Annotated in this window: 18 protein-coding genes, 2 tRNA genes and 1 pseudogene; 10 read left to right on the forward strand and 11 right to left on the reverse strand. The window is 71.5% G+C overall.

The window, feature by feature from the left end:
• Positions 1-74: 74 nt before the first annotated feature.
• From ACICHK_RS14815 to ACICHK_RS14825, 3 genes are all read right to left on the reverse strand, one after another.
• Positions 75-683, reverse strand: a complete 609-nt coding sequence (locus ACICHK_RS14815) for an ATP-dependent Clp protease proteolytic subunit (RefSeq protein WP_192582552.1) — start codon at positions 681-683, stop codon at positions 75-77.
• Between the two features lie 469 nt (positions 684-1,152).
• Positions 1,153-2,538, reverse strand: coding sequence for a trigger factor (tig, locus tag ACICHK_RS14820; RefSeq protein ID WP_406837265.1), 1,386 nt, complete (start codon positions 2,536-2,538; stop codon positions 1,153-1,155).
• Between the two features lie 211 nt (positions 2,539-2,749).
• A tRNA-Pro gene (locus ACICHK_RS14825) sits at positions 2,750-2,826 on the reverse strand.
• A gap of 151 nt (positions 2,827-2,977) precedes the next feature.
• On the opposite strand from ACICHK_RS14825, the gene ACICHK_RS14830 reads away from it, so the two are divergent.
• Positions 2,978-3,051 (forward strand) — tRNA-Gly (locus ACICHK_RS14830).
• 260 nt (positions 3,052-3,311) lie between these two features.
• Here the strand turns inward: ACICHK_RS14830 and ACICHK_RS14835 are convergent.
• Positions 3,312-3,506, reverse strand: coding sequence for a hypothetical protein (locus tag ACICHK_RS14835; protein ID WP_103551386.1), 195 nt, complete (start codon positions 3,504-3,506; stop codon positions 3,312-3,314).
• A gap of 645 nt (positions 3,507-4,151) precedes the next feature.
• Between ACICHK_RS14835 and ACICHK_RS14840 the strand changes: the two genes are divergently transcribed.
• A complete protein-coding gene (locus tag ACICHK_RS14840; RefSeq protein ID WP_406837266.1) occupies positions 4,152-5,414 on the forward strand; it encodes an acyltransferase family protein in 1,263 nt (420 codons plus the stop codon).
• Between the two features lie 85 nt (positions 5,415-5,499).
• Here the strand turns inward: ACICHK_RS14840 and ACICHK_RS14845 are convergent, their stop codons facing one another.
• Together ACICHK_RS14845 and ACICHK_RS14850 are read right to left on the reverse strand one after the other, a co-directional pair.
• Positions 5,500-5,955, reverse strand: coding sequence for an HD domain-containing protein (locus tag ACICHK_RS14845; RefSeq protein WP_406837267.1), 456 nt, complete (start codon positions 5,953-5,955; stop codon positions 5,500-5,502).
• A gap of 60 nt (positions 5,956-6,015) precedes the next feature.
• Positions 6,016-7,188, reverse strand: a complete 1,173-nt coding sequence (locus ACICHK_RS14850) for a PP2C family protein-serine/threonine phosphatase (protein WP_037618834.1) — start codon at positions 7,186-7,188, stop codon at positions 6,016-6,018.
• Positions 7,189-7,358: 170 nt separating this feature from the next.
• Between ACICHK_RS14850 and ACICHK_RS14855 the strand changes: the two genes are divergently transcribed.
• Complete coding sequence (locus ACICHK_RS14855) at positions 7,359-8,588, forward strand: GNAT family N-acetyltransferase (protein ID WP_406837268.1); 1,230 nt, start codon at positions 7,359-7,361, stop codon at positions 8,586-8,588.
• A 23-nt stretch (positions 8,589-8,611) separates the two neighbouring features.
• Here the strand turns inward: ACICHK_RS14855 and ACICHK_RS14860 are convergent, their stop codons facing one another.
• Together ACICHK_RS14860 and ACICHK_RS14865 are read right to left on the reverse strand one after the other, a co-directional pair.
• Complete coding sequence (locus tag ACICHK_RS14860) at positions 8,612-9,421, reverse strand: Fpg/Nei family DNA glycosylase (protein ID WP_406837269.1); 810 nt, start codon at positions 9,419-9,421, stop codon at positions 8,612-8,614.
• A gap of 103 nt (positions 9,422-9,524) precedes the next feature.
• On the reverse strand, positions 9,525-10,013 hold the full coding sequence (locus ACICHK_RS14865; RefSeq protein ID WP_151471448.1) for a ribose-5-phosphate isomerase: 489 nt from the start codon (positions 10,011-10,013) through the stop codon (positions 9,525-9,527).
• A gap of 261 nt (positions 10,014-10,274) precedes the next feature.
• Between ACICHK_RS14865 and ACICHK_RS14870 the strand changes: the two genes are divergently transcribed.
• A complete protein-coding gene (locus tag ACICHK_RS14870; protein WP_406837270.1) occupies positions 10,275-11,753 on the forward strand; it encodes an amino acid permease in 1,479 nt (492 codons plus the stop codon).
• A 1,011-nt stretch (positions 11,754-12,764) separates the two neighbouring features.
• On the opposite strand, the gene ACICHK_RS14875 is transcribed toward ACICHK_RS14870, so the two are convergent.
• A complete protein-coding gene (locus ACICHK_RS14875; protein WP_151471451.1) occupies positions 12,765-13,349 on the reverse strand; it encodes a biotin transporter BioY in 585 nt (194 codons plus the stop codon).
• A gap of 579 nt (positions 13,350-13,928) precedes the next feature.
• Between ACICHK_RS14875 and ACICHK_RS14880 the strand changes: the two genes are divergently transcribed.
• The 6 genes and pseudogenes from ACICHK_RS14880 (at position 13,929) to ACICHK_RS14905 (ending at position 20,890) form a co-directional block, all read left to right on the forward strand.
• Positions 13,929-15,131 (forward strand): ROK family protein, encoded by a 1,203-nt coding sequence (locus ACICHK_RS14880; protein WP_406837271.1) that lies wholly within the window; start codon positions 13,929-13,931, stop codon positions 15,129-15,131.
• 433 nt (positions 15,132-15,564) lie between these two features.
• Positions 15,565-16,665: an ABC transporter substrate-binding protein gene (locus ACICHK_RS14885; protein ID WP_406837272.1), complete on the forward strand. Its 1,101-nt coding sequence runs from the start codon at positions 15,565-15,567 to the stop codon at positions 16,663-16,665.
• Positions 16,666-16,670: 5 nt separating this feature from the next.
• The gene (locus ACICHK_RS14890) at positions 16,671-17,732 is read left to right on the forward strand and encodes an ABC transporter permease (RefSeq protein ID WP_406837273.1); all 1,062 of its coding nucleotides are present in this window, start codon (positions 16,671-16,673) and stop codon (positions 17,730-17,732) included.
• A pseudogene (locus tag ACICHK_RS14895) lies at positions 17,708-18,442 on the forward strand (ABC transporter ATP-binding protein); the annotation flags it as partial. The gene ACICHK_RS14890 and the pseudogene ACICHK_RS14895, both read left to right, overlap by 25 nt.
• 116 nt (positions 18,443-18,558) lie before the next feature.
• Positions 18,559-19,947, forward strand: coding sequence for an LLM class flavin-dependent oxidoreductase (locus ACICHK_RS14900; protein ID WP_406837274.1), 1,389 nt, complete (start codon positions 18,559-18,561; stop codon positions 19,945-19,947).
• 49 nt (positions 19,948-19,996) lie between these two features.
• Positions 19,997-20,890 carry a TauD/TfdA dioxygenase family protein gene (locus tag ACICHK_RS14905; RefSeq protein WP_406837275.1) on the forward strand — a complete coding sequence of 298 codons (894 nt, stop codon included), beginning with the start codon at positions 19,997-19,999 and terminating at the stop codon, positions 20,888-20,890.
• A 63-nt stretch (positions 20,891-20,953) separates the two neighbouring features.
• On the opposite strand, the gene ACICHK_RS14910 is transcribed toward ACICHK_RS14905, so the two are convergent.
• The gene (locus tag ACICHK_RS14910; protein WP_406837276.1) at positions 20,954-21,580 is read right to left on the reverse strand and encodes a histidine phosphatase family protein; all 627 of its coding nucleotides are present in this window, start codon (positions 21,578-21,580) and stop codon (positions 20,954-20,956) included.
• A gap of 140 nt (positions 21,581-21,720) precedes the next feature.
• Positions 21,721-22,389, reverse strand: coding sequence for a DsbA family protein (locus ACICHK_RS14915; protein ID WP_406837277.1), 669 nt, complete (start codon positions 22,387-22,389; stop codon positions 21,721-21,723).
• Between the last annotated feature and the right edge of the window lie 188 nt (positions 22,390-22,577).

The raw sequence follows: 22,577 nt of genomic DNA on the forward strand, positions 1-22,577 counted from the left end.
GGGCGCGCAAGGGGCCTGACCCCACTCGGGGACGGGGAAGGGCTCCGCGCCGCCCTCGGGGGCACTGGAGGGGCTTACGCCGCCCCGGTGCCGCCGCCGCCCGGCATGCCGGCAGCGGTGGGCATGATGTCGTCGATGAGGCCGTACTCCTTGGCCTCGATCGGGTCGAACCAGCGGTCGCGGTCCGAGTCGATGGTGACCTGCTCCACCGTCTGGCCGGTGTGGAAGGCGGTCAGCTCCGCCATCCGCTTCTTGGTGTGCAGCAGCCGCTCGGCGTGGATCTTGATGTCCGACGCGGAGCCCGCGAGACCCGCGGAGGGCTGGTGGATCAGGATCTCGGCGTTCGGCAGGGCGAAGCGCTTGCCGGGGGTACCGGCGCTGAGCAGGAACTGGCCCATCGAGGCCGCCATGCCCATGGCGATCGTCACCACGTCGTTCTTGATGTACTGCATGGTGTCGTAGATCGCCATGCCGGCCGTGATCGATCCGCCGGGGCTGTTGATGTAGAGGTAGATGTCCTTGTCCGGGTCGGAGGCAAGGAGCAGCAGCTGCGCGGTGATCTTGTTGGCGATGTCGTCGTCCACCGGCTGGCCGAGGAAGATGATCCGCTCGTTGAGCAGCCGGTTGTAGACCTGGTCGCCGAGGCCACCACCGAAGTTGGGCTCACCGGCGGCGGAGGGCATCAGATTCGTCACGTATCCACCTGCTCGTCTTACGACGGCGCCGGGCCGTCTCACGTCTTCTGTGGGGCCTGGGACCCCGGGTTCCGCGCCGCCTCCCGACGGCGTCCGGGGACTCCCCTGCCCTCGTATTCATGGACCCTAACGCGCGGGTCCCTCCGGGGAATCCCGCAGAGGGAACTGTTCGCTGTGAGCGCATGCGCTGCGCTGGCTTCACCAGGGTTCCGGTCCCGTTTCCCGGGGGCGGCCGGCCGGTGGCTCGCACCCTCGAAAGGCCGCACCCGTCGGGGGGGGGCGGAGGCCGGAGCGCGACCGCGGGGCGGTGGGGGTTGCCCGCGCAGTTCCCCGCGCCCCTGGGTAAGCCGGTGGGGGCCTGCGGAGAGAAGGTCCTAGGTCCCCTGCCCGGGTATGCCGACGGGCCCCCGGGGACTCGGAAGTCCCCGGGGGCCCGTCCGGGCTACCGCTGAGGCGATCAGGCCTCGGGCTTGTCCTCGGTGTCGGCCTCGGCCGCGTCGGTGGCCTCGACGGTGTCGGCCGTCTCGTCCTCCTCGTCGTCCAGGTCGACGATCTCGCCGTTGGTGTCCTTGACCGTGGCGGCCTCGACGACGACCGCGAGGGCCTTGCCGCGGGCGACCTCGCCGACGAGCATCGGGACCTGGCCGCCCTCGACGACGGCCTGGGCGAACTGGTCGGGGGACATGCCGGAGGAGGCCGCGCGACGCATGAGGTGCTCGGTGAGCTCCTCCTGGTTGACGTTCAGCTTCTCCTTGTTGACGAGCTCGTCGAGGACGAACTGCGTCTTGATGCCCTTGACCGCGGCTTCCTTGGTCTCGGCGTCGAACTCTTCCTCGGTCTTGCCCTGGATCTCCAGGTACTTCGCGAGGTCGAGACCCATCTGGCCGAGCTGGTGGTGCTCGAGGTTGTGCTTACGGGTGTTGATCTCGTCCTCGAGGAGCTTCTCGGGGACCGGCACCTCGACGAGCTCCAGCAGCTTCTCCAGGACGCGCTCCTGGGCCTGCGTGGCCTGGTCGTACTGCTTCATGTTCTCGAGGCGCTTGCGGCTGTCCGCCTTCAGCTCGTCGAGGGTGTCGAACTCGGAGGCGAGCTGCGCGAACTCGTCGTCCAGCTCGGGCAGTTCACGCGCGGCGACCTGGGTGACCTTGACGGTGACCTCGGCCTCCTTGCCGGCGGCGGAGCCGCCCTTGAGCTCGGAGGTGAAGGTGGCCTCGCCACCGGCCTCCAGGCCCTTCACGGCCTCGTCGATGCCGTCGAGCAGCTCACCGGAGCCGATGGTGTACGAGACGCCGCTGGCGACACCGTCCTCCAGGACCTCGCCGTCGACCTTGGCCTCGAGGTCGATGGTGACGACGTCGGCGTCCTGGGCGGCGCGCTCGACCGGGGAGGTCGACGCGAAGCGCTCGCGCAGGTCGGAGACGGCCTTCTCGACGTCCTCGTCGCTGACCTCGACGGCGTCGACCTCGACCTCGATGCCGGAGTAGTCCGGGATCTCGATGGTCGGGCGGACGTCGACCTCGGCGGTGAAGTTCAGCGTCTCGCCGTCCTTCAGCTCGGTGATGTCGACCTCGGGCTGGCCGAGGACGTTCAGCTCAGCCTCGTTGACCGCTTCGGTGTAGAACTTCGGGAGCGCGTCGTTGACGGCCTCCTCGAGCACGGCGCCGCGACCGAACCGCTGGTCGATGACGCGCGCCGGGATCTTGCCCTTCCGGAAGCCCTTCACCGTGACCTGCTGGTTGATCTTCTTGTACGCCGCGTCGAGGCTGTCCTTGAGCTCCTCGAAGGGCACCTCGACAGTGAGCCGAACCCGGGTCGGGTTCAGGGTCTCCACGGCGCTCTTCACGGTTCGGTCTCCTTGTGGCTGACTTCTTGGGGGGTTCTGCTGCGTGCCGCTGCCGGCCGGGCAGAGTCCCGGGCGGATTCCGCGGCCCTTGAGAGACGAACACTGCAGACATACGGGCACGCAGCTTGCATAGTAACCGCAGGCGGTACACGCCCCAAAAGGTGATCTTGTCCGAGCGAGCCCTCCGCGGGCCCTCCGCAGGTCCTGCCGGTGGTCGGGGTGGCGGGATTTGAACCCACGGCCTTCCGCTCCCAAAGCGGACGCGCTACCAAGCTGCGCCACACCCCGTCGGTGCGACACGTAGGGTACATGCCCGCGGACAGTGCGGCCGCCGCATTTCACGTGCTCCGACGCGGACGGGAACGGGGTGTGCATTGCGGGCCGTCGACCCGCTACGATGCATTCTGTGCCGCGGTCGCTGACCTGCGGCGCACGCTGTGCGGGCGTAGCTCAATGGTAGAGCACTAGTCTTCCAAACTAGCTACGCGGGTTCGATTCCCGTCGCCCGCTCCACATGGCACAAGGCCAGGCCGGAGGGTTATTCCTCCCCGCCTGGCCTTTGTCGTTCCCGGGCTCCGGGCGGCCCTCCGTGCACGCCGCGTGCCCGTTCGGCTGCCGTCGGTTCCCCGCCTCCCCGGGTGCGGAGGGCCGCGCGGACTTCCGGGCGCGGAGAGGTCCGTCACCGGCGCGCGGGACCGGTGACGCGCGCCCGGCGCGGGCCGTGCCGCCCGTCACGCGCCCACCGTCGGCGGACACCCTTCGCCGTGTTCCGCTCAGAAGCTGATCGAGTTGATGGTCTGCGCTATCGAGTCGAGGAACCGGTTGATGGACGGGGCCATACCGGTCGACGCGAGGAAGAAGCCGAAGAGCACCGCGACGATGGCGGGTCCCGGCTTGATGGATCCCCCTCGGATCAGCACCACGAGGATGATCGCCAACAGCAGCACCACTGACAGCGAAATGGCCACAACTGATCACACCCTACGGTCGGTCCGCTCTCCCGGCCCGGAGGTGCAGGCCCGCGCACCCCCGCCAGAACCATCGTGCCACCAACCGGCCATTCCTATGCGACAGGTGACGCATCGTCGGCCGGGGGCCGCCCCGTGAGCGATCCGGCACCCCACCGGAACAGCCCGGCACACCGTCCCCCGGCACTACGGGAAAACGTCAACTCCGCCGCCCCGCAACATAATTCGACGGCAGGCCGGGACGGCGAATTCACGACACCGATTGCCGTGTCCACACATCTCGTTCGCAGATATTTCGAATTACCGCCGCAGGCGCATCGTGAACGCGGGGCGCGGACGGACAAAGACAGCCGAACCGGACATATCTTCAGAGTCGCCTGCGGGCGTTATGCACCGATTGATCACCATAGAAGGGTACATAACACCCGTCATCGGTAAGTGAGTCGATGCGTGGAACCCGTGCGAATCGACAGGCACACATCTCCGAATCCGGGGTAGGCGCAGGCGATAAGCAGGAATGAGATCGAGCATTTCACGAGAACGCACAGACGACGCTAGGGTGCCTCAGATGTTCCACGCCGCCACGTCCCCCGCACACGCAGCGAGGTCCAGATCCGTCCCCCTGAGTTCCCGGCGGGAGGGCCTGTGACCGACTCGCTCCGACTCCATGACCACCAGGGATCACCCCCTCCGCCGGACCCACGGCCGACGGACCCGGCGAACGGGGTACCGGGCCCGCGCTCGCCCCGGGCCGCCGCGGCGGCCGCCACCGGCGCCGCGCCGGACGGCGGGCCCGCCGGACAGCGCGACCCCTTCTTCGACAACGCCAAGTACCTGGCGATCGTGCTCGTGGCCATGGGTCACGTGTGGGATCCGCTGAAGGGCCAGAGCCGGGTCCTGGAAGCGCTGTACATGGTCGTGTACGCCTTCCACATGCCGGCCTTCATCGTCATCTCCGGCTACTTCTCCCGTACCTTCGACATGCGCCCCGACCGCCTGAAGCGGCTGGTCACCGGCGTCCTCGTGCCGTATGTCCTCTTCGAGACGGCGTACTCCCTCTTCAGTCGCTGGGTCGGCGGCTCGGACCTGACGGTCAGCCTGCTCGACCCCTGGTACCTCACCTGGTTCCTCGCCGCGCTGTTCGTCTGGCGGCTGACGACCCCCCTGTGGAAGCTGGTCCGCCAGCCGCTCCCGCTGACCCTGTGCATCGGCCTGGCCGCTTCCGTCTCGCCGGAGATCGGGAACGACCTGGACCTCCAGCGGGTGCTGCAGTACCTGCCGTTCTTCGTCCTCGGCCTGTGCCTGAAGCCCGAGCACTTCCGGCTCGCGCGCCGCCGCGAGGTGCGCGTCCTGTCGGTCCCCGTCATGATCGCGGCGCTGGCCGTGGGCTACTGGGCGGCGCCCCGGATGAACGCCGCCTGGTTCTTCCACCGCGACAGCGCGCAGGAGCTGGGGGTCCCCTGGTGGACGGGCGTCCTCATGACGCTCGCGCTCTACTGCTGCTCGCTGCTGCTCACCACGTGTTTCTTCGCCTGGGTGCCGCGGCGCAGGTACTGGTTCACGGCGCTCGGCGCGGGCACGCTGTGCGGCTATCTGCTGCACGGCCTGGTCCTCAAGGGGTGCGATTACGCGGGATGGTTCGACCAGGCCTGGCTGCACGAGCCGCTCGGGGAGGCCCTCGCGACGGTCGCGGCGGCCGCGCTCATCACCGCCCTGTGCACACGGCCCGTCCGGCGGGTCTTCCGGTTCTCGATGGAGCCGAGGATGGAGTGGGCGTTCAAGCGGGACGCGGCGGAGGTCGCCCGCGAGCGGGCGAAGGCCGACGCCCACCGGTCCGGCGCACGACTGGCCGCGGCACGACCGGCCGACGCACGACCGGCCGGCGTACAGCCGGTGGGCCGCGCCTGACCGGCCGGTGCGGGTGAGGGCGGGTCCGGAGAACCGGGCCCGCCCTCTCCTTGCGTCGGCACGCCCTCCCCCGGCACCGGCTCGCTCAGCCCGGTGGCAGCCCCAGCAGCGCCCGCATCGTCGCGTACTTCCTCGTCAGACGGGTCCGGGTGAGCTCGTCGAGGACCGCGAGGCGGAGCGGGTCGGAGTTGTGCGCCAGGTCGGAGGCCTTGACCAGCAGGGCGCCCCGGGTGGTGCGGATGCGTCGCGCGTACGCCTCCGGGGCCTCGCCGTCCGCCTTGGTGAGCGCCCGGACGATGTCCTTCGTACGGGGGCTCAGCGCGGCCTCGTCCAGCCAGTCCTCGGAGAGGACGTCGTCCTCGACGGCGTCGTGCAGCCAGGCCGCCGCCACCTGGTCGTCGTCGCCCCCGCGCTCGCGGACGCCGTCCGCCACGGCCTGGAGGTGCTCGGCGTACGGCCGGCCGGCCTTGTCGGTCTGGTCCGCGTGCGCCGCGCGGGCGAGCGCCTCGACTTCGGCCAGGGTCAGGAGAGGTCGGGTCACGCGATCAGTGTCTCCTCGGTACGGGCCGCCGCCCCGGTCGCCGGATTCCGCGGGGCGCGGTCAGCGTACCGGCGCCAGACCGTCGCGGCAGATGAGCAGGAGGGCCCGGTCGTCGTTGACGTCCCTGGCCACCGCCTCGATGAGGTGCCAGGCGGCGCCGTGGAAGCCTCCGGCGACATAGCGGTCGGCCTCCCCGGTGAGCCGGTCGATGCCCTCGACGATGTCCCGGTCGGCGGTCTCGACCAGACCGTCCGTGAACAGCATGAGCACGTCCCCGGGCCGCAGAGATCCCTTCACCGGGTCGAACTGGGCGCCGTCGTACACCCCCAGCAGGGGGCCTTCGGCGGCCTTCTCCTCCCAGCGGCCGCTGCCCGCGCTGAGCTGCAGGCCCGGCGGGTGTCCGGCCGAGAAGAGTTCGTAGTCGCCCGAGTCGAGGTCGAGCACCAGGTGGATCGAGGTGGCGAAGCCCTCGTCCCAGTCCTGGCGCAGCAGATAGCCGTTCGCGGCGGGCAGGAAGGCGTGCGGCGGCAGCGAGCCGAGGAGGCCGCCGAAGGCACCGGACAGCAGCAGGGCGCGGGAACCCGCGTCCATTCCCTTGCCGGAGACGTCCGTGAGGACGACTTCGAGGGTCCGGCCGCCGTTCGTCCGGGCGGCCACGACGAAGTCTCCGGAGAAGGACTGGCCGCCCGCCGGGCGCAGCGCCATCTCGCGGTGCCAGCCCACCGGCAGTTTCGGCAGCTTGCTCTGCACGCGGATGCGTTCGCGCAGGTCGAAGAGCATGGTGCCGCCGCGGCGCCAGGGCACGCCCACCCGGCTGCGGAACTGTGCGATCAGCAGGCCGAAGAAGCCGCAGGCCGCGACGACCAGGACCACGCCCGGTGTGACCCGGGAGGGGCCCTCGGTGTACGGGCCGAGCTTCACGGACTCCACGATCAGCGCGGTGGCCGCGGCCGCGTACAGCCCGAGCAGGCTGGCGGGCCGCAGCAGGAGTCCGCCGGCCACGATCGGCAGGACCAGGGCGGCGGGCGAGCACCACACCGAGTTGACCAGGGTCGTGGAGGCGATCACCGGGATCATGATCAGCAGGCCGGCCAGCGCGATCCAGTCGGAACCGTCCCCGCGGAAGTAGTCCACGGCGGATCTGCGCAGCCCTGTGCGGGCCCGGTGCCATTGCATCTTCAACCGGGCCGTGAACGTATCGGCTTCAGCGCGCCGCTCTCGTCCTGCTGCCATTAGTTCGGGACCCTATCCATCGGACCAGGCGCTTGGCACGGGAGGTCCCACTTGTCCCCCTCCGAGCGCTCAACTTCACAGAGAACCGCACCGGCGCATCACGGCCGGGGGCCGTCGCGGCCGGGCGAAATTCCCTCGCTCGTACCGCATTGCCCTGGTAGGCATGGGTCATGACGACTGACGTTCGGGTGCTGCGGCGGGCCGACTGGGACGAATGGTACGAAAACCTGATCCGCGCGTTCGGAGGTGTGGCGGAGTCGTCCGAGGAGCGCGAACTGTGGAACGCGCTCACAGAGTACGACCGTTCGCTGGGCGTGTGGGACGGGGAGAACTGCGTGGGTACGGCGGGGGCCTTCTCCTTCCGTGTCACGGTCCCCGGCGGCGCCTCGGTGCCGGCGGCCGGGGTCACGATGGTGAGCGTCGCGGCCACGCACCGGCGGCGGGGGGTGCTCACCTCGATGATGCGGCGCCAGCTGGACGACATCCGTGCCGGGAGCGAGCCGCTCGCCGTCCTGGTCGCGTCGGAGCCGGGGATCTACGGGCGGTTCGGCTACGGCATCGCGACCTCCTCGGTCAGCGCGGAGATCGACACCGCCCGCGTACGGCTGTCCGTGCCGCCCGGGACCGATGGCGTACGGCTGCGCTACGCGGTGCCGGCCGAGGTGCTGGACGCGTGCGAGGCGGTGTACGCGCGGCTCGTGCCGGAGCGGCCCGGGATGCTGGCCCGGCAGCCCGGCTGGCAGCGGCTCATGCTCCTCGACCCGGCGGACGAACGGAACGGCGCCTCGCCGCTGCAGTGCGTTGTCGCCGAGCGGGACGGCGAGACCGTCGGGTACACGCGCTTCCGGGTCAAGCCGGAGTGGGGCCCGGCCGGGCACAACGGGGTGGTGACGATGGTGGACCTCGAGGGTCTTGACCCGGCGGCGCGGGCCGCGCTGTGGCGGTTCCTCTTCGACATCGACCTGACGTCCACCCTGCGGACCCGGGCCCGTCCCGTGGACGACGCCTGGCAGCACCTGGTCTCCGACATCCGCCGCTGTCAGCTGCGGGTGAAGGACTCGCTGCACGTACGGCTCGTCGACGTCGGGGCCGCGCTGGAGGCCCGGACCTACCAGGCCCCGGTGGACGTGGTGTTCGAGGTCGAGGACTCCTTCTGCCCCTGGAACGAGGGGCGTTGGCGGCTCACCGGCGACGCCAAAGGCGCGGTGTGCGCCCGCACCGAGGACGCCCCTGATCTCGCCCTGTCCGTGCGGGAGTTGGGGGCCGCCTACCTGGGCGGCGTGTCCCTGGCCTCGCTCGCGGCCGCGGGCAGGGTGCGTGAACTGCGGGGAGGGGCGCTGGCGGAGGCGGCGACGGCGTTCGCCTCGGCGCTCGCCCCCTGGCTGCCGCACGGATTCTAGGGTCCGGGACCCCTGACGGGGGCTCAGGCCTTCTGGCAGGCCGGGCACCAGAAGAGGTTGCGGGCGGCGAGATCGGCGGTGCTGATCTCGCCGCCACAGATGTGGCAGGGCAGGTCGGCCCTGCGGTAGACGTAGACCTCGCCGCCGTGGTCGTCCACGCGCGGCGGGCGGCCCATCGCCTCGGGAGTGTGTTCCGGCCGGACCGTGTCGATGCGGTTGTTGCGGACGCCCTCGCGCATGAGGTCCACGAGGTCGGCCCAGATCGCGTCCCACTCGGTGGCGGCGAGGTCCCTGCCCGCCCGGTACGGGTCGATGCCGTGCCGGAAGAGGACCTCGGCGCGGTAGACGTTGCCCACGCCCGCGATGACCTTCTGGTCCATGAGCAGCGCGGCGATCGTCGTACGGCTGCGGGAGACCCTGCGGTAGGCCGCCGACGGGTCGGCGTCCGGGCGCAGCGGGTCCGGACCGAGGCGGTCGTGTATCGCGTGCTTCTCGTCGTCCGTGATCAGGGCGCAGGTGGTGGGGCCGCGGAGGTCGACGTACGCCGTCTCGTTCACGAGGCGCAGCCGGACGGTGTCCGTGGGCGGCGGGGCGGGCGTGCCGCCGAATCCGACCTTGCCGAAGAGACCGAGGTGGATGTGGACCCACCGCCCCGGACCGAACCCGAGGAAGAGGTGTTTGCCGTGGGCCTGCGTCGCGGTCAGGACCGATCCGTCGAGGAGGGCCGCGGCGTCACCGAACTTGCCCTGGGGGCTGGTGACCCGGACGGCGCGGCCACCGAACGCGGCGAGGTAGTCCTCCGCGAGCCGGTGAATGGTGTGCCCCTCGGGCACCGTTCCTCCTGCTGTCTCTCTCGTCCGGCGGCCCGGGGGCCCGACGGTTCGCCGGCCCCGGGGCCCCGCGGGCCCGTGGGCCCGCGGTCCGTCGGTGCCGGTCCTACGGCTGCTGCGGGTGGTGGGCCGGGATCGGCGGGAGTTCCCGGGTCTTCTCGTAGTCCGCGAGCATCTCGATGCGGCGGACGTGGCGCTCCTCACCGGTGAACGGCGTGCCGAGGAAGGTCTCGACGAACTTCGTCGCCTCTTCCTGGGTGTGCATGCGGGCGCCGACGGAGATGACGTTCGCGTTGTTGTGCTCGCGGCCCAGCGCGGCGGTCTGCTCGCTCCAGGCGAGCACGGCCCGGACGCCGGCGACCTTGTTCGCGGCGATCTGCTCGCCGTTGCCGGAGCCGCCGATGACGATGCCGAAAGCACCCGGGTCGGCCACGGTGCGCTCCGCCGCGCGGAGGCAGAACGGCGGGTAGTCGTCCTGGGCGTCGTAGATGTGGGGCCCGCAGTCGACGGGCTCGTGGCCGGCGGCCTTGAGCCACTCGACGAGGTGGTTCTTCAGTTCGAGACCGGCATGGTCGGATCCGAGATACACGCGCATGGTCCGAGTGTGACACGGCCGTCCCGGGCCGGCCGCGCCGGGGCCCGCACGAGAAAACTGTGAGCAAGCCTACAGAACCTCAAGAAAACCTCAAGTAACAATCTGGATTCGAAGGTTCACGAACCCCTCCACCTCCGTTTCACTGGTCGTGCCCGTGCAGCGGTCCCCACGAAGGGTCGGTGCCGTGCCCTGTACGCCGCTCGTACGGGGCAGGCGTTCTGTACGGCGATCTGCTCATACGGCGCAAAGGAATCCCCCTTCATGACCTCGCAGCCGACCCCCACGAAGGCCGCACAGGCCCCCGGAGAACCCGGTGGCGGCCTCCAGGCAGGACTCAAGAACCGTCATCTGTCGATGATCGCCATCGGTGGTGTCATCGGAGCCGGGCTCTTCGTCGGCTCCAGCTCCGGCATCGCCACCGCGGGCCCCGGCATCCTCCTCTCCTACGCCCTCGTCGGCACGCTCGTGGTGCTGGTGATGCGGATGCTCGGTGAGATGTCCGCCGCCAATCCGACCTCGGGCTCGTTCTCCGCGCACGCCGACCGGGCGCTCGGCCGCTGGGCGGGCTTCTCCATCGGCTGGCTGTACTGGTTCTTCTGGGTGGTGGTGCTGGCCGTGGAGGCCACCGCCGGCGCCAAGATCCTCGAAGGGTGGGTGCCCGCCGTACCGCAGTGGGGCTGGGCGCTCATCGTGATGGTGGTGCTGACGGCCACCAACCTGGTCTCCGTCGGCTCCTACGGCGAGTTCGAGTTCTGGTTCGCCGGGATCAAGGTCGTGGCGATCGGCGCGTTCATCGTGGTCGGCGCCCTCGCGATCTTCGGGGTGCTGCCGGGCGTGGACGCCCCGAAGGCCGGGCTGGACAACCTGACCGGCCACGGCGGCTTCCTGCCGCACGGCCCCGGCGCGATCCTCACCGGTGTGCTGCTGGTCGTCTTCTCCTTCATGGGCAGCGAGATCGCGACGCTCGCCGCCGGCGAGTCCGAGGACCCGCAGCGGGCCGTGACCAAGTCGACGAACAGCATCATCTGGCGCATCGCCGTCTTCTACCTGGGTTCGATCCTCGTCGTCGTCGCGCTGCTGCCCTGGAACGACCCGTCGATCAAGGACAAGGGCTCGTACGTCGCCGCCCTGGACTCCCTCGGCATCGCGCACGCCGGTCAGATCATGAACTTCATCGTGCTGACGTCCGTGCTGTCCTGCCTCAACTCCGGCCTCTACACGGCCTCCCGCATGGCCTTCTCGCTCGGTCAGCGCGGGGACGCGCCGAAGTCGTTCGCCCGCACCACGGGGCGCGGTGTGCCGATGACCGCCATCCTCGTCTCGGTCGTGTTCGGCTTCGTGGCCGTCTTCTTCAACTACAAGTTCCCGGACTCGGTCTTCCTCTTCCTGGTCAACTCCTCCGGTGCGGTGGCCCTGTTCGTGTGGCTCGTCATCTGCTTCTCGCAGCTGCGGATGCGGAAGATCATCCAGCGCGAGGCGCCGGAGAAGCTCGTCGTGCGGATGTGGCTCTACCCGTACCTGACCTGGGCGACGGCCGCGATGATCGTCTTCGTGCTCGGCTACATGCTGACCGACACCGAGCACGACGGCCGGGAGACCGTGCTGCTGTCGCTGCTCGTCGCGGCGGTCGTGCTGGTCATCGCGTTCGTCCGGCAGAAGGTCGGCGCGGGCGCCCGCTCCTCCGCGCAGCCGGTCGAGAGCGGCGCTCCCGAGGAGACCCGGGCCGAGGTCGGCGCCTGACCCGCCCCCGACGCCCGAACGAGAGAGGGGCCCGCGGCCGATCGGCCGCGGGCCCCTCTCTCGTTCCCCTCGCCACCCGCACTTCCTCTCACCCACCGAAGCACGACGGCCTCCGGCCGGGACCGAGCCAAGTCCCCGGCCTCGGCCGGGGCCGGGGGCCGGCCGAGGCCGGGGCCAGAAGACGGAGGCGGGACCGGAGCCGGGCTGGAGGCCAGGAGCCGAGGGTCGGGACCGGGACCGGAGTCAGGGTCAAAAGCCGGACCGGGGGCGGAACCAGAGGGCCAGATGCGGGGCCAAAGGCCGGGAGCCGGAGCCGGGGGCGAAGTCCTGGCACCTGCCGCGGTGAGCCGACCGCGAGCCGCGGCAAAACACCGACCGCCAGGCCGGAACCGGAAGCCAGGGGCGGGGGCCATAGGCCGGGAGGCGGGGCCGGGGCGATGTCCTGACGCCCACCCCGGTGGGCCAGCCGCTGACCGCGGCGAGAACACCCATCGCCGGACCGGGACCGGAAGCCGGAAACGGGGCCGGGGGTAAGTGCTGGCGCCCGGCGCGGTGGGGCGGTATCGGAAGCCGGAGGCGAGGGGCTGCCGTTCGGTGCGGTGGGCGTGGTGCCGGGGCCGCGGTGAGAACAGTGATCGCCGGGACGGGACCGGGAGCCGGAGGCGGGTGCCGGGGCCGGCCGGGGCAGCGTGGCCGCGGTGGGAACAGTGGTTGCCGGGCCGGGACCGGGAGCCGGAGGCGGGGTGCCGGAGGCGGGGTGCCGGAGGCGGGGTGCCGGAGGCGGGGTGCCGGAGGCGGGGTGCCGGAGGCGGGGTGTCGGAGGCGGGGTGTCGGTGTTGGTCGGGGGCTTGGTGGGCCGCGGTGGTCGCCGGGGGTTGTGGCGGGTGGGGAAGCGTGAAGGCTCGCCGGGTGGGGTCGAGGACCGGGCCGGCGAGCCTTTCGCGGGGAACGACGACCGCTCGGACACGAGCGTCGTCCGGCCGGTGAGGTCCTGGCCCCACCGGCACGGTGTCACTTCTTGTCGACGAGCTTCCACGCGCCCGGCAGGATGCCCATCGCCAGGGCGGCCTTGAGGGCGTCGCCGATCAGGAACGGGGTGAGGCCCGCCGCGACGGCCGCGCTCGCCGACATGCCGGTGGCCAGGGCCAGGTAGGGAACGCCGATCGCGTAGATGATCGCCTCGCCGAGCAGCATCGTGCCCGCCATGCGCAGCACGGAGCGGTCGGCACCGCGGCGGGCCAGGGCGCCCACGACGGTGGACGCGAGCAGCATGCCGAGGATGTAGCCGAAGGACGGGGCCGCGGCACCGGAGCTGCCCCCCGCGAACCACGGGACGCCGGCCATGCCCACCACCGCGTACACCGCGAGCGACAGGAAGCCGCGGCGTGCGCCGAGCGCCGTGCCGACGAGCAGCGCGGCGAAGGTCTGGCCGGTCACCGGCACCGGGGAACCCGGGACGGGCAGGGAGATCTGGGCGGCGAGGCCGGTGAGCGCGGCACCGCCGAGCACGAGGACGGCGTCACGGACGCGGGAGGCCGGAAGAAGGTCGGCGAGGACCTCACCGGGGCGGGAGGGCGTGGCGACAGCGGTGCTCATGAGGACTCCGGCGAACGGGGGTACCCCCTTGGCCCACGCGGAGCTCGGGGGAGGACAGGTCGGAACACGGCGACGCTATCCCAGGGGCGTACGGGTGATCACCGTCAGTGCTCGACAAAGCGCGGATCCGGGGCTTGGTGGGCACCTTACAAAGAGTGCCCGGTACACCTGCCCCAGGGTGATGCTGGTCACTGAGGTGACGTCGTTTCTGCTACGGGGCGGTCCGGGGCCGGCACTGTGGAGATTCACCAAAGACCCCGCCGAGCGTCCGGACCCGTCCGGAGCCGGCCGGAGCGGGAACGCACCGGCGTTGTCCGGTCCTTGGGCGTATCTGGCGGGGGCCCCGGTCGGCCCCCTACCCTTCACCGCATGGTTCCCCAGGCCCTGAACTTCTCGTCGCGTCGCTACGTCGACCTGCGACGCCAGGGCACGGCCACCTGTCGCCGCCCGTCCTGAGGCGGGGCGGAGCGGATCCGGCTCGCCGAGACCACAGCGGACCACAGCAGACGCACGCCGCGCCCGTCGCGGCGGGGCGTACGTGACGGCGCTCGGCCGGACCAGCTCCCGAGGAAGAACTCCATGGCCAGTACGGTGGCACCCCCTTCCACGTCCCTTCCTTCCCCCGTCCTCGCCCGGCGCCGGGCGAGCGCCAGCGTGATCCTGCGGTCCGTGCTGGAGCACGGGCCGGTCGCCCGCAGCACCATCTCCCGGCTGACCGGGCTCTCCCCCGCGTCGGTGACCGACTACTGCGCCCGGTTCACCGAACGGGGTCTGATCCGGGAGGCCGCCGCGCCCCTCCGGTCGGGCGGGGTCGGGCGGCCGCACCTCCCGGTCGACCTGGACCACTCCCGTTTCGTGGTCGGCGGGGTGCACGTGGCCGTGCCGTACACGACCGTGGCGCTGCTGGACCTGCGCGGGCGGGTCCTCGCCGAGAAGCGGCTGCGGCACGACCGCACCGAACCGGGCCCCGTCCTCGCCAACGCCGCCGACGCGGTCGCCGCCCTCCTCTCCGACGTCCCCGGCCGGACCGCCCTCGGCATCGGAGTGGCGGCCGGCGGCTGGGTGGACCCGGACTCCGGCACGATCGTGGAGCACCCGATGCTGGGCTGGCGTGACGTGGCCGTGCGGGAGGCCGTCGGGACCCGCACGGGGCTGCCGGTCCATGTGGACGGCCACGCGCGGGCGCTGGTCAACGGGGAGCGGTTGTTCGGGCGGGCCAGGGGCAGCCGGAGCGTGCTGCACCTGTTCGCCGGCAACGTGGTGGACGCCGCCTTCGCCACCCACGACCAGGTGCACTACGGGCCCCGCTCGCAGGCCGGAGCGATCGCCCATCTGCCCCTGCCGGGCGGGTCGGAGCGGTGCGACTGCGGCCGGACGGGGTGCCTCCAGGCCGAGCTGAGCGAACGGACGCTGTGCCGGCGGGCCCGCGAGCGCGGGGTCACGGACGGCTCGAACCCGATGCACGTGGTCTCCGCCGCGGCCGCCGGCGACCCGCTGGCCGTGGAGCTGCTGACGGAGCGGTCCCGGACGGTCGGGCGGGCGGCGGGGCTGCTGCTCGACGTGCTCAACCCGGAGACGGTCGTCGTCACCGAGATAGGCGCCGTGCACCGGGAGGACTGCCTCGGCGCGCTGCGCGAGGCGGTGGGACCGGAGCGGGCGTCCGCGGTCCTCCCGACCAGCTTCCCCGATTCGGTGCTGACCGTGGCGGGCGGGTCCGTCGTGCTCGACGTCCTCTACCGCGATCCGCTGGGCTCCGCGGGCTCCCCACCGGGAGCTAATTAATTCAGAAAGTCGGAATGTTGACAGGGTTCGTTCCCGGACAGGAGCATCGTGTGCATGAGCAGCGCGCGGGTGCAGGTTCCGCTCACCAAGTGCCGTGTGGTCGACCTGATGCGGGTCGCACGCACACGTTGTTGCTGACCCTCTGTCGCTGACCGGCCGCCACTGACCCACCGTCACCGACGCGTGGTCACCGGCGCCTCGTCGCCGGTCCCCCGAGACGTTGATCCGCCGGTGCGCTGATCCGTCGTATCGCGGGACCGGCCGTCCGACGCCGCCGCGGCACGGATCGTCCGGACGCCGTCGTCCCGGTCGGCCCGTCTTCTTCGGCACGCCACCGGCGTGTGTCCTTCTCGGCGCGCCCGCCTCCCTTCCGGCTTCGCCATGCCCGGAACCCCGCGCGCCCTCCCGCCCCCTGGATCCCCGGAGTCCTTCCATGCCACCACTGTCCGCGCGGTCGACGCGTTCCTCCTCGTCCCCGTCCACGTCCGGTGTCGACCGGCGCGTGTTCCTGTCCTCACTGCTCGGTGCCGCGGCCGTGGCCGGGCTGAGCGGCTGCGCCGGCGCCAGCGCGGCCGGCAGCCAGTCCAAGGGAGACCTGTCGGCGCCCCTGTCCGACAAGGTGCCGAAGGGCACCAAGCTCTCGATCGCCTCGTACCAGGGCGTCCAGGAACTCCAGTTCAAGCTGGCGGGGCTGTCGGGACTGCCGTTCGCCGTGTCCGACTGGGTGAACATCGGCGCCGGGCCCGACGTCATCAACGCCTTCCGCGCCAAGTCCCTGGAGGTCGGGAACAACGCGGGCATCCCGCCGATCCAGGCGCACTTCCAGGGCTTCGACGCGAAGATCGTCGCGATCAACATCACCCGCAAGCCCAACTACCTGTTCGCCACCAAGCCCGGCAGCGACATCAAGGACGTGCAGGGCTTCAAGGGGAAGAAGCTGGCCTTCTCCCAGGGCCAGGCGCAGGGCGTGGTCCTGCTGCGCGCCCTGAAGCAGGCGGGTCTGTCCTACGACGACGTGAACCTCGTGCCGCTGACCAGCAACCAGTTCCTCACCGCGCTCCAGGCCGGGCAGGTGGACATCGCCCCGCTCGCCAACAGCCAGGCACCCGCCTATCTCAAGCAGTACGGGTCCAAGGGCGCCCACACCATCAAGACCGACGTGGTGGACCTGCTCAACCTGCTCTGGGCGCCCACCTCGGTGCTGGCCGACCGGGCGAAGGCGGCCGCGATCGCCGCGTACATCCCGCGCTGGGCGAAGGGCCAGGTGTGGGCGTACGAGCACCCCGACGAGTGGAACGAGGAGTTCTACGTCAAGACGCAGAACCTGACCCTCGCGCAGGCGCGGTCGATCACCGCGCTCGCCAACAAGCCCCTCTTCCCGCCGAGCTGGGACGAGGCCGTCAAGTGGGAGCAGGAGACCGCCGATCTGCTGGCGGAGGGCGGCTTCGTGAAGAAGTTCGAGGTCGGCTCGCTCTTCGACCGGCGCTTCGAGGCCATCGCGGCCAGGGCCGTACCCGCGGAATACCGGAGGTGACGGCCATGACGAGCAGGACCTCCACCGAGGACCGGTCCACGACCGGGTCCACTACCGGGTCCACTACCGGGTCCACGCCCGCCGCGGTCGCGGCCGGCACCACGCCCCCGCCCGTCTCGGCCGCGACCGCGGACGGCACCGCCCCGGCCTCCGCCGCCGCGCCGCCCGCCGGCGTCGGCACCGAGCCGCCCCCGGCCGTACCGGTCGTACCGGTCGCGGCGGAGGCGGCCGGTACGGAGACGTCCGGCGGGGCCGGCGGCCGTCCGTTCCGGCGGGCTCCCCGGACCCGGCGCCGCACCCTCGCGCCCGGCAAGCGACTGCCCGCCTCCCGGCTCGTCGGTCCGGTGCTGTTCCTGGCCCTGTGGGCCGTCGCGTCCGCCGCCGGACAGCTGGATCCCGGCGCGATCCCCGCGCCCTGGACGGTGCTGAGGACCACCGGTGACCTGTGGACCGACGGCACGCTGCCGACCGATGTGCTGACGTCGCTGGAGCGCGCGGGGTACGGGTTCGCGTTCGGCCTGACCGCCGGTGTCGTCCTCGCCCTCGCCTCCGGGCTCAGCCGGGTCGGGGAGGCGCTGATCGACGGGACCGTCCAGCTCAACCGGGCGATCCCGACCCTCGGTCTGATCCCGCTGTTCATCCTCTGGCTGGGCATCGGCGAGACCTTCAAGATCGCGATCATCGCCATCGTCGTCTACATCCCGATCTATCTGAACCTGCACTCCGCCCTGTCCGGCATCGACAACCGGTTCGTGGAACTCGCCGAGGTCCAGGGGCTGTCGAGGATCCGCTTCATCCGCCAGATCGTGATCCCCGGCGCGCTGCCCGGCTTCTTCGTCGGGCTGCGGCTCGGGGTGACCGGCTCCTGGCTCTCCCTGGTCGTCCTGGAGCAGATCAACGCCACCAGCGGCCTCGGCTACATGATGTTCCAGGCCCAGAACTACGGCCGGACCGACATCATCCTCGTCGGCCTGCTGATCTACGGCATCTTCGGGCTCGTCTCCGACAGCGCGGTTCGTCTCGTCGAACGAAAGGTGCTGTCGTGGCGACGCACACTCAGCAGCTGAACCGCTCCCACACGGTCCGCCTGCGCGGGCTCACCAGGTCGTTCGAGGGCCGCACGGTGCTCGACGGCATCGACCTCGACCTTCCGGCGGGCCAGTTCACCGCCCTGCTCGGCCACAGCGGCTCCGGCAAGAGCACGCTGCTGCGCGCCATCGCCGGCCTCGACCACGACGTCGCCGGGAGCGGAGAACTCACCGCCCCGGAAAGGGTGTCCGTCGTCTTCCAGGACTCCCGGCTGCTCCCCTGGCGCCGCGTCCTCGACAACGTCCTGCTGGGCACGGACGGCCGGGAGGCCGCGGCAAGGGGCCGCGCCGCCCTCGCCGAGGTGGGGCTCGCGGGACGTGAACGGGCCTGGCCGAACGAGCTGTCCGGCGGCGAGGCACAACGCGCCGCCCTGGCCCGCTCCCTGGTCCGCGAGCCCGAACTGCTCCTGGCCGACGAACCGTTCGGAGCACTGGACGCGCTCACCCGGATCCGGATGCACGTGCTGCTGCGCGAACTGTGGGAACGCCACCGGCCGTCCGTGCTGCTCGTCACGCACGACGTGGACGAGGCGATCGTGCTGGCCGACCGGGTGCTCGTGCTCGACCACGGCCGCATCGGCCTCGACCTGTCCATCGACCGCCCGCACCCCCGCTCGTACCGCGACCCCCTGCTCGGCGAATACCGCGAACGGCTGCTGAACGCCCTCGGGGTGACCGAGGACGTGACGGGGACGACGGCGAGGACGGAGCCCGGGACGACGGAACGCCCCGCGACCGGACCGGACGCGGCGGCGGACGACGGCGCCGGGCACGGCACGTCCGCACACCGGAAGGAGAAGCACCCGTGACCAGCCCGCGTCGGCTCCACCTCAACGCCTTCCTGATGAACACCGGGCACCACGAGGCCTCCTGGCGGCTCCCGGAGAGCGACCCGTACGCCCACGTCGAGACGGACCACTACCTGCGTCTCGCGCGGATCGCCGAACGCGGCACCTTCGACTCGCTCTTCCTCGCCGACGGCCCGGTCCTGTTCAACAGCGTGGGCCAACGCCCCTCCGGGGCGCTCGAACCCATCACCCTGCTCACCGCGCTGGCCACCGCCACCGAGCACATCGGCCTGATCGCCACCGCCTCCACGTCCTACAACTCCCCCTACAACCTGGCCCGCAGACTCGCCTCCCTCGACCACATCAGCGGCGGCCGGGCGGGCTGGAACATCGTGACCACCGCGGGCGCGGAGGCCGCCCGCAACTTCGGTCTCGAGGACGAGCCCGCGCACGCCACCCGGTACGAGCGCGCCGCCGAGTTCCTGGACGTGGCGCTCAAGCTCTGGGACAGCTGGGAGGACGACCTCGTCGTCGCCGACAAGGCGGCGGGCGTCTGGGGCGACCCCGGCAAGATCCATCCCGCGCGTCACAGGGGGACGTACTTCAGCGTGGAGGGCGCCCTCAACGTGCCCCGCACACCGCAGGGTCACCCCCTCCTCGTGCAGGCGGGCTCCTCCGAGGACGGCAAACGGTTCGCGGCCCGGTACGCGGAGGCGGTGTTCACCGCCCAGCAGACCCTCGCGGGCGCCCAGGAGTTCTACGCCGACCTCAAGTCCCGTACCGGGCGGGCCGGCCGGAACCCGGACCACATCAAGGTCCTGCCCGGCATCGTCCCGGTCGTCGGCTCGACCGAGGCGGAGGCGCGCGCCCACGAGCGGGTCCTGGAGGACCACATCGTGTACGAGCACGGGCTGAACCGGCTGGAGCACCTGCTCCACCTGGAGCCCGGCACGCTCGCCCTCGACGCGCCGCTGCCCGACGGCCTGCCGCCGGAGAGCGCGATCGAGGGGGCCAAGAGCCGCTACACCCTCGTCGTGGAGCTCGCCCGGAGCGAGCGGCTGACCGTCCGCGAGCTGATCGGCCGGCTCGGCGGCGGGCGGGGCCACCTGACCTTCGCCGGAACGCCCGAACAGGTCGCCGACACGATCGAGGAGTGGTTCCGCGGCGGCGCCGCCGACGGCTTCAACATCATGCCCGCCGTGCTGCCGTCCGGCCTCGGCCTCTTCGTGGACCACGTCGTGCCGATCCTGCGCGAGCGGGGCCTGCTCCGCCGGGAGTACGGCCCCCGGCAGACCCTGCGCGAACGCTACGGGCTGCCGCGCCCGGCCAACCGGTACGCGACCGCGCCCACCGTCCCCGCACCCACCCCGGCGACCGCGTCCGTGAACGCGACCGCCGTCGCCTGAACCCGACCGCACCTCCCCCGAACCGCCCAGCCGAAAGGACCCGCATCCCATGACGGACATCGAGATTCAGAAGGTCACCGCGCACATAGGCGCCCGTGTCCTGGGCGTCGACGTCTCCAAGCCCCTGGACGACATCACCGTCGCCGCCCTGCGCACCGCCCTCAACGAGCACAAGGCGCTGGTCTTCGACGACGTCGACCTGGACGACGAGGGCCAGCAGGCCTTCGCCCGCCACTTCGGCGACCTCACCACCGCGCACCCCACCGTGCCCGCCGTGGACGGCGCCCCGAACGTGCTGCCCGTCGACAGCGAGCGGGGCCGCGCCAACCACTGGCACACCGACGTGACCTTCGTGCTCAACCCGCCCCAGGCCAGCACCCTGCGCAGCATCACGATCCCGCCGTACGGCGGCGAGACGCTCATCGCCAACGCCGCGGCCGCCTACCGCGATCTGCCCGAACCGCTCCGGGCGTTCGCCGACACCCTGTGGGCCGAGCACACCAACGACTACGACTACGCGGTACCGGACGAGAACATCGACGAGGAGCAGGCCGCGCAGCGGGCCCAGTTCACCTCCATCACGTTCCGCACCGCGCACCCGGTCGTCCGGGTCCACCCGCTGACCGGTGAACGCGGCCTGTTCATCGGCGGGTTCGCGCAGCGGATCGTCGGACTGTCGGTGGGCGAGTCCCGCAAGATCCTCGACCTGCTCCAGGCGTACGTCACCCGGCCCGAGAACGTCCTGCGCTGGCGCTGGTCCCCGAACCAGCTCGTGCTGTTCGACAACCGGATCACCCAGCACTACGCGATCGACAACTACGACGGCCTGCCCCGTCGGCTGAACCGGGTGACGGTCGCCGGTGACGTGCCGGTCGGCATCGACGGCACGCGGAGCCACTCGGTCGAGGGCGACGCCTCGCACTACACGTCGGTGGCCGGCTGACGCCCCCGCCCGACGAGCACCGGGACGGCCCCCGCGGGGAAACCCCTCGCGGGGGCCGTTCCGTCACGGTCCGCACGGCACGTTGAGCGAGACCAGGGCGGCCGCCCCGTCCTCCATCCGGAGTTCGGTGACCGCCGCGTTGCGCAGGCTCGGCAGGACCCGGCGGTACTCGCCCAGCGGGATGGACAGGACGGTGCACAGCACCAGGCGCAGCAGGGTGTTGTGGGCGACGACCAGGACGCGTTCGCCGGGGTGGGCCTCGGCGATGCGGCGCAGGGCGTGCGTTCCCCGGGCCGCCGCCGTGCGCGGATCCTCCGCCTCGGGGAAGGGGTAGGACACCGGATCGGCACGGTACGCCTTGGCGCGGGCCGGGTTCTCCCGTTCGAACTCGGCGAGCGTGCGGCCCTCCAGCACCCCGAAGTCGCATTCACGCAGGGTGGGTTCGCGCCGTGCGACCAGCCCGAGGGCGCGGCACGCGGGCTCGGCGGTGGCGACGGCCCGGGACATGGTCGAGGTCCAGACCGCGTCGACGGGGTTCGCGGCGGCCCAGCGGCCGAGGGCCTCCGCCTGGGCGCGGCCCTCCTCGGTGAGCTGGATGTCGCTCACTCCGGCGTAGCGGTTCTCGGCGTGCCAGACGGTCTGCCCGTGCCGGACCAGGAGGAGGGTCGTGCGGCGGCTCGTAGTACTCATGAAGCCGCAGTATCCAGGTCGGGCCGGGTCCGTGGGCGCGCCACGGGAAGTCCCGGGCGCGGCGGACCGTTTCGTCCCGCGATCGGCCCCGCGGGCGCACGCGCCCGCGGGGCCGGTTCTCGTCCGGACGACCGGAAGGCCTACAGGTTGCTGAAGTCCGGTCCCGCCGTACGCGTGCGCTTGATCTCGTAGAAGCCCGGCACCGAGGCGACCATGAGCGTGCCGTCCCAGAGCTTGGCGGCCTCCTCGCCCTTGGGGGCCGGGGTGACGACCGGGCCGAAGAAGGCGAGCTGCTCGCCGTCGGAGCCGGGCACGGCGATGACCGGCGTGCCGACGTCCTGGCCGACCTTGTCGATGCCCTCCTTGTGGGAGGCGCGCAGCTCGGCGTCGAACTCGAAGTCCTCCTGGTCGGCGTAGTCGATCAGGTCGGCGGGCAGCCCCACCTCTTCGAGGGCGCCGGCGATCGCCTCCTTGGTCGCGCCCAGGCCGTCGTTGTGGAAGCGGGTGCCGAGCGCGGTGTACAGCGGGCCGAGGACGTCCTCGCCGTGCTTCTGCCAGGCGGCGGTGACCACCCGGACGGGCTGCCACGCCGTGGTCGCGAGCATCTCGCGGTAGTGGTCGGGAAGCTCGTCCAGCTTGGGCTCGTTCAGGACGGCCAGGCTCATGATGTGCCAGCGGACCTCGATGTCGCGGACCTTCTCCACTTCCAGCACCCAGCGCGAGGTCATCCAGGCCCAGGGGCACAGCGGGTCGAACCAGAAGTCGACGGGGGTCTTGCCGGAACTGGTCTGAGCGGTCTGCTCGGGCATGGCTCTCCTCGGAAGGCGGTCTTTCCCGTGGCAACACGGGCGAACACCTGACCCATTCCCGAGCATCCGTGCGATCGCGGGGTCGCATGGGGATTCCCCTGTGTCGCCGTCGTCACGCCACCCTCCGTAAGGAGCGCATGGCAGGATCGGCCCTGTTCACACATGTCTATGACGCCATGAGGGAGTGC

The sequence above is a fragment of the Streptomyces sp. AHU1 genome (assembly GCF_045343905.1).
Taxonomy (GTDB): Bacteria; Actinomycetota; Actinomycetes; order Streptomycetales; family Streptomycetaceae; genus Streptomyces; species Streptomyces triticiradicis.

Excerpts from the sequence above, each read along its gene's own strand:
- ACICHK_RS14815 (WP_192582552.1), bottom strand. The coding sequence starts at position 683 with ATGCCCTCCGCCGCCGGTGAGCCCAACTTCGGTGGTGGCCTCGGCGAC.
- ACICHK_RS14850 (WP_037618834.1), bottom strand. The coding sequence starts at position 7,188 with ATGGCAGCAGGACGAGAGCGGCGCGCTGAAGCCGATACGTTCACGGCC.
- ACICHK_RS14855 (WP_406837268.1), top strand. The coding sequence starts at position 7,359 with ATGACGACTGACGTTCGGGTGCTGCGGCGGGCCGACTGGGACGAATGG.
- ACICHK_RS14865 (WP_151471448.1), bottom strand. The coding sequence starts at position 10,013 with ATGCGCGTGTATCTCGGATCCGACCATGCCGGTCTCGAACTGAAGAAC.
- ACICHK_RS14870 (WP_406837270.1), top strand. The coding sequence starts at position 10,275 with ATGACCTCGCAGCCGACCCCCACGAAGGCCGCACAGGCCCCCGGAGAA.
- ACICHK_RS14875 (WP_151471451.1), bottom strand. The coding sequence starts at position 13,349 with ATGAGCACCGCTGTCGCCACGCCCTCCCGCCCCGGTGAGGTCCTCGCC.
- ACICHK_RS14880 (WP_406837271.1), top strand. The coding sequence starts at position 13,929 with ATGGCCAGTACGGTGGCACCCCCTTCCACGTCCCTTCCTTCCCCCGTC.
- ACICHK_RS14885 (WP_406837272.1), top strand. The coding sequence starts at position 15,565 with ATGCCACCACTGTCCGCGCGGTCGACGCGTTCCTCCTCGTCCCCGTCC.
- ACICHK_RS14890 (WP_406837273.1), top strand. The coding sequence starts at position 16,671 with ATGACGAGCAGGACCTCCACCGAGGACCGGTCCACGACCGGGTCCACT.
- ACICHK_RS14905 (WP_406837275.1), top strand. The coding sequence starts at position 19,997 with ATGACGGACATCGAGATTCAGAAGGTCACCGCGCACATAGGCGCCCGT.
- ACICHK_RS14910 (WP_406837276.1), bottom strand. The coding sequence starts at position 21,580 with ATGAGTACTACGAGCCGCCGCACGACCCTCCTCCTGGTCCGGCACGGG.
- ACICHK_RS14915 (WP_406837277.1), bottom strand. The coding sequence starts at position 22,389 with ATGCCCGAGCAGACCGCTCAGACCAGTTCCGGCAAGACCCCCGTCGAC.